General features: G+C 72.5%; 13 protein-coding genes. 4 read left to right on the top strand and 9 right to left on the bottom strand.

Features of this window, described 5'->3' with window-relative positions; genetic code table 11:
* The first annotated feature begins 14 nt into the window (after window positions 1-14).
* A complete protein-coding gene (locus ACQB60_RS01960) occupies window positions 15-878 on the top strand; it encodes a hypothetical protein (protein WP_496924030.1) in 864 nt (287 codons plus the stop codon).
* A 100-nt stretch (window positions 879-978) separates the two neighbouring features.
* On the opposite strand, the gene ACQB60_RS01955 is transcribed toward ACQB60_RS01960, so the two are convergent.
* The 5 genes from ACQB60_RS01955 to ACQB60_RS01935 form a co-directional block, all read right to left on the bottom strand.
* Window positions 979-2,478: a phytoene desaturase family protein gene (locus ACQB60_RS01955; protein WP_496924029.1), complete on the bottom strand. Its 1,500-nt coding sequence runs from the start codon at window positions 2,476-2,478 to the stop codon at window positions 979-981.
* 60 nt (window positions 2,479-2,538) lie between these two features.
* A complete protein-coding gene (locus ACQB60_RS01950) occupies window positions 2,539-3,153 on the bottom strand; it encodes a DUF4126 domain-containing protein (protein ID WP_496924028.1) in 615 nt (204 codons plus the stop codon).
* A gap of 384 nt (window positions 3,154-3,537) precedes the next feature.
* Window positions 3,538-4,164, bottom strand: a complete 627-nt coding sequence (locus ACQB60_RS01945) for a TetR/AcrR family transcriptional regulator (RefSeq protein ID WP_384842035.1) — start codon at window positions 4,162-4,164, stop codon at window positions 3,538-3,540.
* A gap of 35 nt (window positions 4,165-4,199) precedes the next feature.
* Window positions 4,200-6,284 carry a YhgE/Pip family protein gene (locus ACQB60_RS01940; protein WP_496924027.1) on the bottom strand — a complete coding sequence of 695 codons (2,085 nt, stop codon included), beginning with the start codon at window positions 6,282-6,284 and terminating at the stop codon, window positions 4,200-4,202.
* Complete coding sequence (locus ACQB60_RS01935; RefSeq protein ID WP_496924026.1) at window positions 6,256-7,062, bottom strand: ATP-binding cassette domain-containing protein; 807 nt, start codon at window positions 7,060-7,062, stop codon at window positions 6,256-6,258. The genes ACQB60_RS01940 and ACQB60_RS01935 overlap by 29 nt, the downstream gene beginning before the upstream one ends.
* Window positions 7,063-7,225: 163 nt before the next feature.
* Here ACQB60_RS01935 and ACQB60_RS01930 point away from each other — a divergent pair, with 163 nt between their 5' ends.
* From ACQB60_RS01930 to ACQB60_RS01920, 3 genes are all read left to right on the top strand, one after another.
* On the top strand, window positions 7,226-7,771 hold the full coding sequence (locus ACQB60_RS01930) for an SAV_6107 family HEPN domain-containing protein (protein WP_496924025.1): 546 nt from the start codon (window positions 7,226-7,228) through the stop codon (window positions 7,769-7,771).
* A gap of 98 nt (window positions 7,772-7,869) precedes the next feature.
* A complete protein-coding gene (locus ACQB60_RS01925) occupies window positions 7,870-8,664 on the top strand; it encodes a methyltransferase (protein WP_496924024.1) in 795 nt (264 codons plus the stop codon).
* Between the two features lie 264 nt (window positions 8,665-8,928).
* A complete protein-coding gene (locus ACQB60_RS01920) occupies window positions 8,929-9,339 on the top strand; it encodes an SCO2097 family morphological protein (RefSeq protein WP_384842049.1) in 411 nt (136 codons plus the stop codon).
* A 195-nt stretch (window positions 9,340-9,534) separates the two neighbouring features.
* Here ACQB60_RS01920 and ACQB60_RS01915 read toward each other — a convergent pair whose 3' ends face one another.
* From ACQB60_RS01915 to ACQB60_RS01900, 4 genes are all read right to left on the bottom strand, one after another.
* Window positions 9,535-11,955: a transglutaminase TgpA family protein gene (locus ACQB60_RS01915; protein WP_496924023.1), complete on the bottom strand. Its 2,421-nt coding sequence runs from the start codon at window positions 11,953-11,955 to the stop codon at window positions 9,535-9,537.
* 28 nt (window positions 11,956-11,983) lie between these two features.
* A complete protein-coding gene (locus tag ACQB60_RS01910; RefSeq protein ID WP_496924022.1) occupies window positions 11,984-13,348 on the bottom strand; it encodes a DUF58 domain-containing protein in 1,365 nt (454 codons plus the stop codon).
* Window positions 13,348-14,367, bottom strand: coding sequence for an AAA family ATPase (locus ACQB60_RS01905; RefSeq protein WP_384842058.1), 1,020 nt, complete (start codon window positions 14,365-14,367; stop codon window positions 13,348-13,350). The genes ACQB60_RS01910 and ACQB60_RS01905 overlap by 1 nt, the downstream gene beginning before the upstream one ends.
* A 218-nt stretch (window positions 14,368-14,585) precedes the next feature.
* Entirely contained in the window at window positions 14,586-15,209 is a 624-nt protein-coding gene (locus tag ACQB60_RS01900; RefSeq protein ID WP_496924021.1) for a beta-class carbonic anhydrase, read from the bottom strand.
* Window positions 15,210-15,356: the final 147 nt, after the last annotated feature.

The following is a 15,356-nucleotide window of genomic DNA, read 5'->3' as shown; positions in this document are numbered from 1 at the left end:
GGAGAGGGGCGTACATGGGCTGGACGGTCCTCTACATCGCGTTCGGATTCGTCGCGCTGTGGCTGCTGGGCGAGGTGCTGCTGCAGTACAAGGCGCGCCTTCGGTGGCGTCTGCTCGCCTTCGTCGGCTTCCTCGGCGTGGTCATCGGCGTGCTGATGCCGTCGGTGGTGGTCATCGCGATCGGCGCGATCGCGTTCGCCACCGGACAGACGTACGTGACGCTGTCGTTCCGCCGCGGCTTCTCCACGGGCTGGGCCCTCGGCGGCGCCCCCGGTCTCAGCAAGCGGCGCCGGCAGGGTGGCCGGGGAGCGCCGACGGCGGACCCGACGCTGGAGGTCTCCGATCTCGAGTACGAGACGCCGCCCCTCCCGGAGGGCCCCCCGGCCCACGACCCGAACACCGTCTTCGAACCGCAGCCGATGCCCGAAGACACCGGCCAGTACGGCGTCTACGCCGACGCCTCGTACTCGGCCCCGGCCGCCCCGGTCGGCGCCTACGGCAACGGCTACGAGGACCCGTACGCGGGCTATGACCAGCAGCAGTTCGGCTATGACGCGCCGGGCCAGCAGCAGTACGCCGCGTACTCCGACCCCTACATCGGGACGCAGGGCTACAGCGCCCAGCCGTCCTTCGACACCTACGGCGACCAGCAGCAGTACGCCCCCTACGGCGACGGCTACGGGGGAGCGGGCCACAGCGAGACCCCGCCCGGCGGCGTCTGGGTCCCCCAGCAGCGCACCGGCGAGGACACCTACGGCGGCGAACTCCCGCCGGAGCAGCCCTACCCGTACCAGAACGGCACGGGGACGGACGGGCACGGGACGCCGTACGGCAGCAACGCTCACGACGTGGGCTACAACGAGCAGTACCGGTACTGACCGGCAGCCCAGCAGCACTGGGACCGACCCGGTAGGCCAGCTGTACCGGTACTGACCCGGTACCGGTTGACCGGCCGCCTCGGTCTCAGGCGACCAGCCCTCACTGCGAGCCGCGGAACTCCGGCCCCTCCACGATCAACCCGGCGACCAGCGCGCCCGACATGCCCGCGTGCGGAAGCCCGCCTCCCGGGTGCGCCCAGCCGCCGACCGCGAAGAGCCCCGGCACGCGCGTGCCGTTGGCCGGGTGGAGCAGCCGCCCGCCCGCCGCGGCGAGCGCCGGGGCAGGGATCGCGCCACCCTCGGCGCCGGTGGCCGCCTCGATGTCGGTGGGCGTGCGCACCTCGCGCCACAGCAGCCGCTCGCGCAGACCGGGCAGCACGGCCTCCGCGCGCGCGACGAGCCGGTCCGCGTCGGCCTCCGTGACCGGGGCGCCCGCGGGCACCGTGGCCGTGAGCGTCACCGCTTCGTGGTCCGCGTCCGGCGTGCGCGTCGGGTCCTCCGGGCGCAGCACCTCGACCGTGGGCTCCGCGGGGACCGACGGCCGCAGGCCGAACAGCTGGTCCAACTCGCCCTCGCGGTCGGCGGTGTGGAGCACCGCCCGCTGCGGGGTGCCCTCGGGGCGGGGGCCGCGCAGGGCGAGCAGGACGGAGAGGCGGCTGGTGCGCGGGCTCTGGGCGGGCACCTCACCCTCCGGCCGTGCGCCGGCCCCGGGCAGCAGCCCGGCGAGCACACCGGGGGCGACTCCGGCGACGACGAAGTCCGCCTCCACGAAGCGGGAGTCCGCGAGCTCGACGCCCGCCGCGCGGCCGTCCTTCTCCACGATCCGGGTGACCGGGGAGCCGAACGCGAACTCCACCCGCCGGGCCAGACAGCGCTCGTACACGGCCTCGGCGAGAGCGCGGGTGCCGCCGCGCACGGACCAGGTGCCGAAGGTCTGCTCCATGTACGGCAGGACGGCGGCGCTCGCGGGAGTGGTGCGCGGATCGAGGCCGTACGCGAGCGCGTACTGCTCGAGGAGGGCGCGCAGGCGGTTGTCCCCGCCCAGCTCCCACTCGGCGACCTCGCCGAGGGTGGCGGCCCGTCGCTCGCGGCGCAGCAGCCGCTTCCGGGGGACTGAGGGGTAGGGCTCGCGGTCGGCCAGCACCTGCCAGTTCGGCCAGAGGGGCTCCTCCAGGAAGGGACGGCGGGTGCGGTCCCATGCCTCCCGCGCGCGGTCCATGAACGCCGACCAGCGGGCGCCCGCGCCCGCTCCGAGGGCCGCGTCGAGCGCCTCGCCCACGCCCGCCCGGGAGGCGTTCGGCAGGTCGACGGCCGTGCCGTCCCCGAAGACGTGACGCACGGCGGGCTCCACCTGGGTCAGCTCGACGCACTTCTCCAGGGGCTCCTTGCCCGTCTTCACGAACAAGTCGCGGTAGACCGCGGGGAGTTGGAGCAGGGCGGGGCCCGTGTCGAAGCGGAACCCGGCGCGCTCGACGCGGCCGACCGCTCCGCCGAACGTCTCCGCGCGCTCGTGCACCACCACCCGGTGGCCCGCGACGGCCAGCCGGGCCGCGGCCGCCATCGCGCCCATCCCGGAGCCGATCACCACAATCCGTGCCATGTCAGGGACTGTATCGGCCCCCACTGACAGCCCCGCCGGGCGGGCCGGGCTGTCCGCCGGTCAGTCCGGTGGCCGTCCCACGCTCGCCGCGAGCCGCTTCTCCTCGCGCCGCTGCGCCCGGCGCCGCAGGAACCGCCGGATCCGCGACACCAGGAAGACCAGCAGCAGGAGCCCGAGGAGCAGCAGAACGCCCGCGATGATCGCCGCGGCCTCCGGGTGGAACATCGCGAAGCTGACGATCCCGCCGACCCCGAGGTCCTCGGCGGTGCTCAGCACGAAGTTGCTGAACGGCTCCGGCGAGGTGTTGACCGCCATCCGCGTCCCGGCCTTGACCGCATGGCTGGCCAGCGCCGTCGAGCCGCCCACGGCGCCCGCGGCGAGATCCGAGAGCGAGCCGCTCTGTCCCGCGAGCAGCGCGCCCACCACGGCACCCGACACCGGCCGGATCACCGTGTGGGCCGCGTCCCACACCGAGTCCACGTAAGGGATCTTGTCGGCGACGGCCTCGCACGCGAAGAGCACCCCGGCGGCGATCAGCACATCGGGCCGCTGCAGGGCTTCGGGCACCTCGTCGGAGACCCCGGTCGCGCCGAAGACACCGAGCAGCAGGACCACCGCGTACGCGTTGATCCCGCTTGCCCAGCCGCTGGTGAAGACCAGGGGGAGTACGGACACGGACGTGATCGTAACCAGTCCGGGCCGGTCCGGCCTGGGGATGAGCACCCACGCCTGAGTACTCGTACCTAGTGAGTGAGATGAGTACGCGCGCGGATGGGTCCCACCTGCGCAGACGGAAGAGTGAGAGCACGGAAAGGGGCGCGGCACCGGCACCGCCGACACGGGGCGGCGGAACGGTGCAGCGCCCTTGGCCGCTCCTCCCGCCGTACGTCCTATGGCGGGAGCGAGCCACGGGGGTGACTCGGGGGACGACCACCACCGGGGGCCGAACGGGGGACTTCGGGGAAACCCGAGGGGGACCATGGGGAAGGCGCCGGTCCGGGCGGGCCCGAGAGATCGGGTTCACCGGATCGGCGCCTTCTTTCATGGAGGCGATCGCGGCTACGCGCGCGTGCCGCTCACTCGCCCCTGAAGCAGCCGCGACAGCGCGGAGTGCACGTCGTCGAGCGAGCGCTCGGGCTGGAACGCCTGCCAGTCGAGGGCGGCGACCAGAACCATCCCGACGAGCGCGGCCGCCGTCAGGGGGATGTCGATCTCCTCGCTCAGCTCGCCGTTCTCGACGCCGCCGCGCAGCACGTCCTCCACCACGGCGACGGCTTCCTGCCGTACCACCATGAGGGTGGACTGCCAGGCGCGGTTGGTGCGCCACAGCTCCGCGACGTACAGCTGCGTGAAGGCCGGATAGCGGTCGATGAAGACGAGCCCCGCCCGGATCATCGCGTCCAGGGCGTCGACCTTGCTGCCGCCGCTCTCGGCCGTTCTCGCCGCCGCTTCCTTCAAGGAGGTGGTGAGCAGCCCGACTCCGTGTCGCAGCAGCTCTTCGAAGAGGACCGATTTGCTCGCGAAGTTGTAGTAGACGGTTCCCTTCGCGACCCCGGCCCGCTCCGCGATCTCGTCGACCGTGGTGGCGGAGAACCCCTGCTCCGCGATGAGGGTGACGGCGGCTTCGTAGAGCTTCTGCCGGGTGGCCTCGCGCCGGGTGCTGCCGGCGGTTGCGCTGCTGTCCATGGCCCTGATTGTCACAGGCGCTTTCGGGGCTCCGGTCACAGGCTCAGCTCCGGGTGCAGTCGGTCCAGGGTCCACACCTGCTTGCGCCGGGCGGAGAGCGCGGTGAGCGCGAGGGCTCCCGCGGTGAAGGCGGTGAGGACGGCGCACGCCTGCCAGACGGGCCCGAGGCCGCCCCCGGTGATGAGCCTGCGCAGCGCCTCGACGATGTAACTCATCGGCAGGTAGGGGTGGATCGCGCTGAAGAACTTCGGGCTGGTCTGCACCGGATAGGTGCCGCCCGCCGACGTCAGCTGCAGCATCAGCACGGCCAGGACGAGGATCCGCCCCGCCGCCCCGAAGCGCGCGTTGAGCCACTGCACGATCGCAGCGAAGCAGCACGTCACCAGGCACAGGAAGCCGATGGTCCCGGCCGCCCGCGTCATCTCGAGCCCCAGTCCCCAGTGCAGCACCGACATCAGCGCGGCCACCTGGAGGACCCCCACGGCGGCCACCGGCAGCCACCCGGCGAGCGCGATGCGCCACGCGGAGGCGCCCGCGGCGAGAGCGCGCCGGTTGAGCGGCTGGATCAGCATGTAGGCCACCATCGCGCCCACCCACAGGGAGAGCGGGATGAAGTACGGGGCGAAGCCGGTGCCGTAGTTGGGCGCCTTGTGCAGCGACTGGGAGGCGAGCTGCACCGGGTCGGCCATGACGCCCGTGCGCTGGTCGCGGTCCTTCTTGTCGTAATCGGGGATCTTCTTGACGCCGTCGTGCAGTCCGCCGGACAGCTTCCCGGAGCCGTCGACCAGCTTGAACATCCCTCCGTTGAGGTCGTTCGCGCCCGTCTCCAGCTTGCCGACGCCCGTGTCCAGGTCGGTGGAGCCGGTCTTGGCGGTGGCCAGCCCGGTGTGCAGCTTCTTGGCGCCCTTGGCGACCTTGCCCGCGCCCTTGTTCAGCTCGTTGATCTTGGAGACGGTCGTCTCCAGGTCCTCGTCCAGGCGCGGGGAGCGGTCGGCCAGCGCCTTGGCCTTCTTCTCCAGGGCGGCGAGGTTCTTGTCGAGCTCTCCGATGTCGCCGTTCTGGTCCTGGACCAGGGTGTCGAGGTCCCCGGCGATCGTCGCGACGTCGTCGGTGGTCTCCTTGGCCTTCTTCAGGAGCGGGCAGTGCGGGTCGGGCACCACGGGTGTCTCGCAGAGGTCCTTGTAGATGCCGCTCATCTTCTCGGCGTTGGACTTGGAGTCGGCGGCCGCGCCGGGAGCGAGCTTGACCCACAGCTTCAGGTTGTGGCGGACGGCCTTGGAGGAGTCGGCGACGAGCTGCGCCGAGTCGCCGATCGTCTTGCCGTTGTCCTTGAGGTAGGGCCGCACGTCGGCGGCGACCCCGTTGACCTTGTCGGCGAGGGACTGGGTGCCGTCGGCGACCCGCTTCGAGCCGTCCTCCAGGTCGCCCGCGCCCGTGTGGAGCTTCTTGATGCCCCCGGCCAGCTTGCCGCTGCCGTCCTTTGCGTCCTTCAGACCGTCGGCGAGCTGCTTGGAGCCCTTCTTCGCCTTGCCGATGCCGCCTTCGAGCTTGTCGGCTCCGTCGGCCGCCTTCTTGGTGGCGCCGTGGAGGTCGGAGAAGTTGATGAAGATCTTGTCGAGGAAGGAACGCGACGCCTTCGTGGAGGCCGCCGAGCGCACCTCGGAGAAGACCGTCCGGGAGATCTGCCCGACGATGTAGTTGTTGGCGTCGTTCGTCCGCACCTGCAGGGCGCCCGTCTCCGGAGAGTCCCCCGAACTCGACGCGACGCGCTTGCTGAAGTCGGACGGCATGGTCAGCGACAGGTAGTACGTGCCGTCCTCGATGCCCTTACGGGCCTCGGCCGAGCTCACCTCGTGCCAGTCGAAGGTCTTGCTGTCGCGCAGCCCTTCGACGATGCCGTCGCCGACGGCGACCTTCTTGCCCGCGGCGGTGGCTCCCTTGTCGTCGTTGACGAGCGCGACGGGGATCCGGTCGAGACGGCCGTACGGGTCCCAGAACGACCACAGGTAGAGCGCACCGTAGAGCAGCGGCAGCAGCAGGAGAGCGACCAGCGCCGCGCGCGGCAGCTTCCCCCTGCCGAACCGCCTGAGCTCAAGCGCGGCCAGCTTCGGCGAGCGCATCCGCCGTCTCCTTGTCGTTGTCGTCGGTCGCGTCGGCTTCGCGGGCCCCGCCGGGATCGGTGCCGGTGCCGCTGTCGGTGGTCCGGGGCGCGGTGGACACGACGACCGCCCCCTCGGGCGCCTCGCTGCACACCGCCACGACGGTCGTCCCGCTCTCCGCGAGGGACCTCAACAGGCCCCAGGCTTCGGCCCGTTCGGTGTCCGAGAGCTTGAGGTCGGTGTCGTCCACGCCCAGGAGGCGGGGGCGCCCGATGAGGGCGAGGGCCACGGAGAGCCGCAGCGCCTCGAGCCGCTCCAGGTCGCGCACGGCGGTGCGCCGACCCTTGGGCAGGGTCTCCATGTCGAGCCCGGCGGCGGTCAGGGCGGTGTCGACGCGCAGCCGGGCCTCGGCCGTCCGCTCGGCGCGCGGCCGCAGCAGGTCCCGCAGGGAGCCGCCGAACCGCCGCTCCAGGAGCGCCCGTTCGCGCAGGTGCTCGCCGACGGTCAGCGCCGGGTCGAGGTCGGTGACGCCCGGCACCGGGCCGAGCCCGCTGACGCGGCGGACGGCGGCCAGCTGCTTCGGCAGCCGTAGTCGGCCGACGGACGCCCGCCCTTCGGTGGCGCGCATGCGGCCGGTGAGCGCGAGCAGCAGGCAGGTGCGGCCCGAGCCCGAGGGCCCCTCGAGCGCGATCAGTGATCCGGGCTCGGCGGTGAATCCGATGCCGCGGAACGCCCACCCCCGCGGCCCCTTGAGCCCGAAGTCCTCGGCGCTGACGGCAGCTCCCTGCGGACCGTCCACAAGTCCCCCCTCGGAACCGGCTTTTGAACTGACTGGTCAGTGCAAAAGCTATCGGGAACCGCAGTTCGAAGCAAAGCCCCAGGTCAGGGCCGATTGTCAGTGGCGTGCTTCACGATGAGCACATACGGCCACTGCGCCGTCACCAGACGACAGGAGGTTCGTCATGGCCAGTAGTTCCGCAGCAGCCGCACGCCGGCACCGCGCCGTCGGCCCTGCCCCCTCACTGACCGGCCCGGCGAGCGACGTCCACCCCGTCCTGCGCCGCGCCACCGCACCCCCCGCCGCCCTCGAACTGCTCGCCCAGGCCCGCGCCGGAATCGACGAGGCCGCCCGCCTGGACACTCCGAACGAGCGCTATGCCACGGCCCACCTCGCCGCCCTGCGCACCGCCGCCGCCGTGCTCGCCGCCCGCGGCCGCCCCGAGACCACGCCCCGCCGCAGGCAGCGCATCCGCAGCGCCTGGGAAGTCCTCCCCGAGATAGCACCCGAACTGACCGAGTGGAGCGCCCTGTTCGCCGCCGGCGCCCCGCGCAGGGCCCGCGCCGAAGCGGGCATCCAGGGCGCCGCGACCGTCCGCGACGCCGACGACCTGCTGCGCGACGTCGCGATGTTCCTGCGCATCGTCGAGCGCATGCTGGTCCTGCAGCCGGTGCTGCCCCAGCCCCGCGGCGGGGAAGCGGTGGACCAGGAGGCGCCGGACGCGGGCTGAACACCGGGCGCACCGCCGTACGCGGGCCGTGGCGGGGTACTCCGTGCGAGGCAATAGGGTGGGAGCGTCGAAACCCCAGCGCCGAGGAGTCAACTGCTGTGTCGGACCCAACGTCGTCGCTGCGCTCCGGTCCCGCCCGCCCCCGCGCTGCGCTCCGTACCGCCGTGGTCTGGGAGGTTCTGAAGGACGCCCTCGACCGCCGGGTCAAGGCCACCGGCAGGGAGCCGCTCGACGTGCTCGACACCGGCGGCGGCAGCGGCAACTTCGCGGTGCCCGTCGCCGGCCTCGGCCACCGCGTCACCGTCGTCGACCCCAGCCCGAACGCGCTGTTCGCCCTGGAGCGCCGCGCTGCCGAGGCCGGGGTCGCCGACCGCGTGCGCGGCGTCCAGGGCGATGCGCACGGCCTCTTCGACGTCGTCGAGCGCGGCGGCTACGACGCGGTCCTGTGCCACGGCGTCCTGGAGTACGTGGACGACCCGGCCGAGGCCCTGGGCAACGCCGTCGGCGCGCTCCGTCCCGACGGCGTCCTCAGCCTGCTCGCCGCGGGCCTCGGCGGCGCTGTGCTGGCCAGGGCGCTCGCCGGCCACTTCAAGGAGGCCAAGGAGGCGCTCACCGACCCGGCCGGGCGCTGGGGCGAGAACGACCCGATGCCGCGCCGCTTCACCGCCGAGCAGTTGACCGACCTGGTCGGGTCGGCGGGCCTGCGCGTGGGCGCGGTCCACGGTGTGCGGGTCTTCGCCGATCTCGTACCGGGCGTCCTGGTGGACACCGAACCGGGCGCGATGGAAGCACTGCTCAACCTGGAAGCCGCCGCCGCGGAGCTGCCGTCCTTCCATTCCGTCGCCACCCAGCTGCACGTCCTCGGAGAAGGGCGAAAGTCGGCCACGGACTGATTCCGGTTCGCTGATCAGCGGCGCAGCGGCAGATGGAGTACGCCACAGGCCCCCCGAACGGGCTACTCGCGCCGTATGATCGAGGCACACGGTTCGGCATGACGGATCGGGCGCTGGGGAATGCACGCTTCAGCTGACCGGTGCGGAGTGATGGTCCGGTTTGGCGAAGTTGGCGCAGAGGGGCGGGTTTCACGGGGGCGATTCCCTGCCTATCCTGAAAGGGACCCCCGGTCGCCCCGGCGACTGCACGATGAGGAGGACTCCGTGCCGCTCTCGGAGCACGAGCAGCGCATGCTCGAGCAAATGGAGCGAGCGCTGTACGCCGAAGATCCCAAGTTCGCGACAGCGCTTGAGGGAAGCGGGCTGCGCACGTACACCCGGAAGCGGGTCTACCAAGCGGTCGCGGGCTTCCTGGTGGGTATCGCGCTCCTCATGGCCGGAATGGTCGCGCAGCAGATCTGGATCAGCGTGGTGGGTTTCCTCGTCATGCTGGGCTGTGCGGTGCTCGCCGTCACCGGATGGCGCAAGGCGCCGAAGCCGGGTGAGCAGCCGACGGGCCAGGCCCAGGCGGTGCCGGGCACCCAGAGCACCCGCCGCCAGAGCAGGCAGCGTCGCTCCATGATGGATCGGATCGAGCAGCGCTGGCAGCGCCGTCGCGACGAGCAGGGGCAGTAGCCGAGTAGCTCGGCAGGCCAGCTGAAGACCCGCTGCACGTCCTGCCCAGAGCGGCCGCGCGACGACGCAGACAGACGACACAGACAGACGACACAGACAGACGACACAGACATGTGTGAGGGGTGACCACTTTCGAGTGGTCACCCCTCACACATGTCTCGGGGAGCAGGCCCCTGCGCCCGGAGGCGCAGGGGCTCAGCCCTCCTGCCGCGAGGGCCGCCGCACCACCGCGGCCCACCGCTTGCTCAGCCGCTCCGACCAGCGCGTCCTGGTCCGCGACCAGCGGTCCGAGAGCGCCCACACCACCCGGGCGGCCGAACGCGGCCACAGCGTTGCCCGCAGCTGGGTGCGCCGGTTCGCGGAGGCGCGCAGGCCGTCGCGCACCCGGAGTGCGTCGTCGGCGAGGCCCGGCGCCGGGTGCGGCCGGGGCGCGTACAGGACCTGCTCCACCGCGGCGGCCATCCGGTGCACGGACTCCGCGGCCGTGTTCCCGAGGCGGCCGACCCGCACGATGCGGGCCGCGGCCTTGCGCGGCGTCTGCGACTCGTCGGGCGCGATGCCGTAGTCCCACGCCGTGTCGGTGACTTCGAGCCAGGCGGCGAGCGTCCGCGCCGCCGCGTCCGCCTCGCTGCGGCCCGGTGCGCCCAGGCGCCTCGCCCGTACGCGTGTCCGCCACAGCAGCGGCAGCAACGGCAGCCCGAGCACCGCCAGGGCCCCCAGGGCGATGCCCAGGATCAGTCCGGTCGGCGGGCCGTCGTCGCCCGAGCCGACCACGGCCTGCGGGGCCTCGCTGGCGCAGCCGCCCTGCCGCTTCATCTCCGGCGGGCAGCTGTCCGAGGCCGAGGGGCCGTCGGACGGTGCCGCCGACTGCGTGGGCTCCGGGGCGGCCGGGGCGCTCGGCCCGTCGGACGGGGTGTCCGGGCTGCTGTAGTCCGGCGGCGTGCCCCGGCTCGGGGTCGGCTCGAAGCGGGTCCAGCCCACGCCCTCGAAGTAGAGCTCGGGCCACGCGTGCGCGTCCCGCAGCCCGACCGACATGCTGCCGTCCGCCCTCGGGGTGCCCGGGGTGAAGCCCACCGCGACCCGGGCGGGGATGCCCAGGGTCCGCGCCATCGACGCCATCGCGAAGGAGAAGTGGACGCAGAAGCCCTCGCGCTGCTCGAGGAAGCGGGCGATCGCGGCCGGACCGCTGCCCGCCCGCACCTGCGTGTCGTAGGTGAAGCCGCCGTCCGTCTGGAACCACTCCTGGAGCTTGACCGCCTCCTCGTAGTGGTTCGCCGCCCCCTTGGTGACCTTGCGGGCCGTGGTCTCCACCACCGCGGGCAGCTCGTCGGGGACCTTGGTGAACTCGCGCTTCAGGTCCGTCGGCGGCTCACCGGCCGCCGCCAGCTGCTGCGCCGTCGGCTCCACCACCAGGCTGCCGACCTTGTACTGGGCGCCCCGCGTGGTCTGGCCCCGGTCGCCGACGACGGCGCGGCCCACCGGCTCGTACCGCCAGCGTCCGCTGATGTCGACGCGGCTGGCCGGGTACGGCATGGGCAGCCAGTTCTGCGCGTAGTCGTCGGCCGCCGAGATGTTCGTCTGCACCTCGGTCCTGCGGACGTCGGGGGAGAGCCCCTTCGGGTCCGGGATGGGGGAGGGGACGTCGGTGATCTTCCGGACGGTCGTCTTCCAGGTCGTGCCGTCGAACTGGTCGAGGGAGACGATCCGCAGATACAGGCCGTCGGTCTGCTTGGCGTTCGTGCGGTACGAGATGACCTGGCGGTCCTCCGGCTGGTTCAGGCTGTCCTGGAGGGCGACCAGCGGGTTCACCGCCGAGATCGTGCCGCCTCCGCCGCGGCCCCCGGCCCCGGGACCGCCGCTGCCGTCCAGGAGCCCGCCGTCCAGGGCGGGGAGGGCGAGCGGCACCACCAGGGCGATGCCGAGTGCGAGCGCGCCGATGCGCCGCCCGGTGCGTACGGGCGCGATCGCCCCGCCGCCCTGTGACTCGAGCCCGCCCGCGATCCGCCCCGGAGCGCGCGCGGCGCCCCCGAAGACCCGCCCCCACTGCGAGAGCCGGTCGCGCCCCTCGGCCAGGAGCAGCAGCAGATACCCGGCGGCCGCGAGCAGGAACCACAGCCACCCGGCCCCGTCGCCGGAGAGCCCCGCCGCGACCGAGTACAGCGCGAGCAGCGGAAGCCCGGCCGGGGCCGCCGTACGGAACGTCACCGCGAGGGCGTCCACCGCGAGCCCGATCACCAGCACGCCGCCGACCAGCATCAGCCGGATGCCGTCGCTCAGCGGCGCCGGGATCGCGAACTGCGCCACGTCGTTCCCGCCCGCGTCAAGGAGTTCGCCGAACCGGCGGAACGTCTCGGGCCCCGGAATGATCCCGGCGAGTGCCTGCTCGCGGGCGAACACCAGCGTCAGGAGCAGCAGCGTGACCACGGCCTGCACCACCACGGTGACCGGCCGGGCCAGCGGCATCCGCCGGGCCAGGGCGCCCACGCCGCTCTGTATCGCGAGCAGGATCGCCGCCTGGATGAACCACGTCGCCGGATCGACGAGCGGCAGCAGCGCGCTCGACGCCATCAGCGTGGCCGCGGTGGCGCACACCGCCAGTCGCGCGCGACCACTCATGACCGTCCCCCCATTGTCGTACGTCCCCTCATGCCCAGCCCCCGGTCGTCGTCCCCGCGGCGGGCGCGGGACCCGCGCTGGCGCGCAGGTGGTCCGCCTGCCGCCAGACGTCCACGAGGCCCACTCCCGGCGGCACCGCGAGCGCCGTCCAGCCCGCGTCGCGCAGCAGCTGCAGCCGCGTCTGTGCCGCACCGGGCGGCAAGAGGCTCTGCGTCCACGCCGAGCTGTCCAGGACGAAGGCGACCGCGGCCCCGCTGCGCTGCCGCATCTTGGCGGCCACCTGTGCCTGCTCCTCGTCCAGGTCGCCGAAGAAAGCGACAAGGAGACCTTCGTTTCCGCCCCGCAGCACGTCGTACGCGTGGCTGAGACCCGCGCCGTCCGAGTGGTCGATCACCGCGAGGGTGTCCATCATCAGCCCGGCCGCGTCCGCCGACTCCTGGCTGGCGCCCGCGAAGCCGTCCGAGCCCTCGCCCGGCACCGAGTTGCCCGTGTCCGTCAACAGCCTCACGGAGAAGCCCCGTTCGAGCATGTGCACCAGGACGGAGGCCGTGGCCGCCACCGCCCACTCGAAGGCCGAGTCCGGCCCCGCACCCTTGAAGGCGCGGTCGCGGGTGTCCAGGAGCACCGTGCACCGGGCCCGCTGCGGCTGCTCCTCGCGGCGCACCATCAGCTCTCCGTAGCGCGCGGTGGAGCGCCAGTGCACCCGGCGCAGATCGTCGCCGTGGCGGTACCCGCGCGGGATCACGTCGTCCTCGCCGGCGAGGGCGAGCGAGCGGTGCCGTCCGTCGCCGTACCCCTTGGCCTCCCCGGTGAGCCGCACCGAGGGCAGGGCCTCCACGCGCGGGATGACGGTCAGGGTGTCGAACGTCGAGAAGGAGCGCGACAGTTCACACATCCCGAAGGGGTCGGTCAGACGCAGCTGCAGCGGCCCGAGCGGATAGCGCCCGCGCAGGTCCGAGCGGACCCGGTAGGACACCTCGCGGCGGCCCCCCGCCTCCACCCGGTCGAGCACGAAGCGCGGCCGGGGACCGAGGACGTAGGGCACCCGGTCCTGGAGCATCAGCAGGCCCGTGGGCAGCCGCGAGACGTTCTCCATGCGCAGATGGACGCGGGCCTCCGAACCGGCGGGCACGCGCGCGGGAGAGAGCCTGCGGCTGCCCGCGACGCGGTAGCGGGTGCGGTAGAGGACGACCGCGCACACCAGCGGCAGGACCGCGAGCAGCAGTCCGACCCGGAGCAGGTCGGACTGGCCGAGCACATACGCGCAGATGGCCGCGGCGACACCGGCCGCAAGGAAGGAGCGCCCACGGGTGGTGAGCCCCGCGAGCGCCGTGCGCAGGCCGCCTTTGTCCTCTTCCTCGCCGTGCGCCGCGGGCGGCGCTCCGGCTGCCATCACAGCCTCCGCGCGCCGGGCGGCTGCTGGCCGTAGTAGCCGCCGCCGGGCTGGGCGGAGGCGGGCACCGGGGTGCGCTGCAGGATCTCGAGGATGACCGACTCGGCCGTACGACGGTTCAACTGGGCCTGCGCGGTGGGCAGCAGGCGGTGGGCGAGGACCGCGACGGCGAGCGCCTGCACGTCGTCCGGCAGGGCGAACTCCCGGCCGCTGAGGGCAGCGGACGCCTTGGCGGCGCGCAGCAGGTGCAGCGTCGCACGAGGGGACGCCCCGAGTCTGAGGTCCGGGTGGTTGCGGGTCGAGGCGACCAGGTCGACCGCGTACCTCCGTACGGAATCGGCGACGTGCACCGTGCGCACGGCGTCCACGAGCTTCACGATCTCGTGGGCGTGGGCCACCGGCTGGAGGTCGTCCAGGGGCGAGACGCCGCCGTGCACGTCCAGCATCTGGAGCTCGGCCTCCGGGCTGGGATAGCCGATGGAGACGCGCGCCATGAAGCGGTCGCGCTGCGCCTCGGGCAGCGGGTAGGTGCCCTCCATCTCCACCGGGTTCTGCGTGGCCACCACCATGAAGGGACTGGGCAGTTCGTACGTCTGCCCGTCGATGGTGACCTGGCGCTCCTCCATGGACTCCAGGAGCGCGGACTGCGTCTTCGGAGACGCGCGGTTGATCTCGTCGCCGATCACGATCTGCGAGAAGATCGCGCCCGGCTTGAACTCGAAGTCCTGCCGCTGCTGGTCGTAGATCGACACCCCGGTGATGTCGGACGGCAGCAGATCCGGCGTGAACTGAATGCGGCGCACCGAGCAGTCGATGGACCGCGCCAGCGCCTTGGCCAGCATGGTCTTGCCGACGCCGGGGACATCCTCGATCAGAAGATGTCCCTCGGCGAGCAGCACAGTCAGCGAAAGCCGTACGACCTCAGGCTTGCCCTCGATCACACCCTCCACCGACCTGCGGACTCGCTCCACAGTGGTGGTCAGATCAGTGAGGCTCGCTCGATCGTCATAGGTCGTCACCCGGCCCTCCTCGGCCCCGTTCTCCGGGCCGACGCTTTCCTGCGGCCCGGCCCACCCCGATTCACGGACACCGCGCGTGAATGGTTCCGCGCGACGCCACCCCCGCATTCTTGTTGGGCGTACGGGGTCGTGTCACTCGCCTGTGGATAACTGGCGCCGTTATGTCGGGTGTTGGGCCGCTTTGGCCTCGCACAATGTCCGAACTAGCGCACCTGCGGTCACGCAGGGTCGATCTCCCGGAGCAGACCGGTCGTCACGTCGAAGACGAATCCCCGTACGTCGTCCTTGTGCAGCAGGAACGGCGAGGTGCGTACCCGCTGCATCGACTGCCGCACGTCCTGGTCGACGTCGCGGAACGCCTCCACCGCCCAGGCAGGCCGCTGCCCGACCTCGTCCTCCAGCTCGTGCCGGAAGTCCTCGGTGAGGGTGAGCAGGCCGCAGCCCGTGTGGTGGATCAGCACGACACTGCGGGTGCCGAGGGCGCGCTGGCTGATCGTCAGGGAGCGGATGACGTCGTCGGTGACCACGCCGCCCGCGTTGCGGATGGTGTGGCAGTCGCCCAGGTCCAGGCCGAGGGCGGCGTGCAGGTCGAGGCGGGCGTCCATACAGGCGACGACGGCCACCTGCAGGACGGGGCGGGCGTCCATGCCGGGGTCGGTGAAGCCGGAGGCGTACTTCTGGTTCGCGTCGATGAGGCGGTCCGTGACGGTGCCGTCCACGGTTATGCCGGTGCTCGGCTCGGCGGGGGTGCGGCCTTGAGGGGATGCGGAAGTCGACATGGTTATGACGGTAGTGCGCGCCGATCTGGCGGGCCTGCTGTGAGAACGGACAAAGAACGTCAATGAGTCTTGTTGTGAGGTAGTCCACAGGGGCCGTGACGGTGCGGCCGAATGGGTGACTTCGCCGGGAATCCGGCGTCGCCGGGGGTGGCTCGCGACGCGCAGGCCGGTTGATTGACCGAAAGACACCGTGGACTAAAGTGACGCGAA

Source organism: Streptomyces odontotermitis, assembly GCF_050510915.1.
Taxonomy (GTDB): Bacteria; Actinomycetota; Actinomycetes; order Streptomycetales; family Streptomycetaceae; genus Streptomyces.
This window is presented reverse-complemented; position numbering and strand designations above follow the sequence as displayed.

Coding starts and splice junctions, on each gene's coding strand:
- ACQB60_RS01960 (WP_496924030.1), top strand. CDS start 15: ATGGGCTGGACGGTCCTCTACATCGCGTTCGGATTCGTCGCGCTGTGG.
- ACQB60_RS01955 (WP_496924029.1), bottom strand. CDS start 2,478: ATGGCACGGATTGTGGTGATCGGCTCCGGGATGGGCGCGATGGCGGCC.
- ACQB60_RS01945 (WP_384842035.1), bottom strand. CDS start 4,164: ATGGACAGCAGCGCAACCGCCGGCAGCACCCGGCGCGAGGCCACCCGG.
- ACQB60_RS01940 (WP_496924027.1), bottom strand. CDS start 6,284: ATGCGCTCGCCGAAGCTGGCCGCGCTTGAGCTCAGGCGGTTCGGCAGG.
- ACQB60_RS01930 (WP_496924025.1), top strand. CDS start 7,226: ATGGCCAGTAGTTCCGCAGCAGCCGCACGCCGGCACCGCGCCGTCGGC.
- ACQB60_RS01915 (WP_496924023.1), bottom strand. CDS start 11,955: ATGAGTGGTCGCGCGCGACTGGCGGTGTGCGCCACCGCGGCCACGCTG.
- ACQB60_RS01910 (WP_496924022.1), bottom strand. CDS start 13,348: ATGGCAGCCGGAGCGCCGCCCGCGGCGCACGGCGAGGAAGAGGACAAA.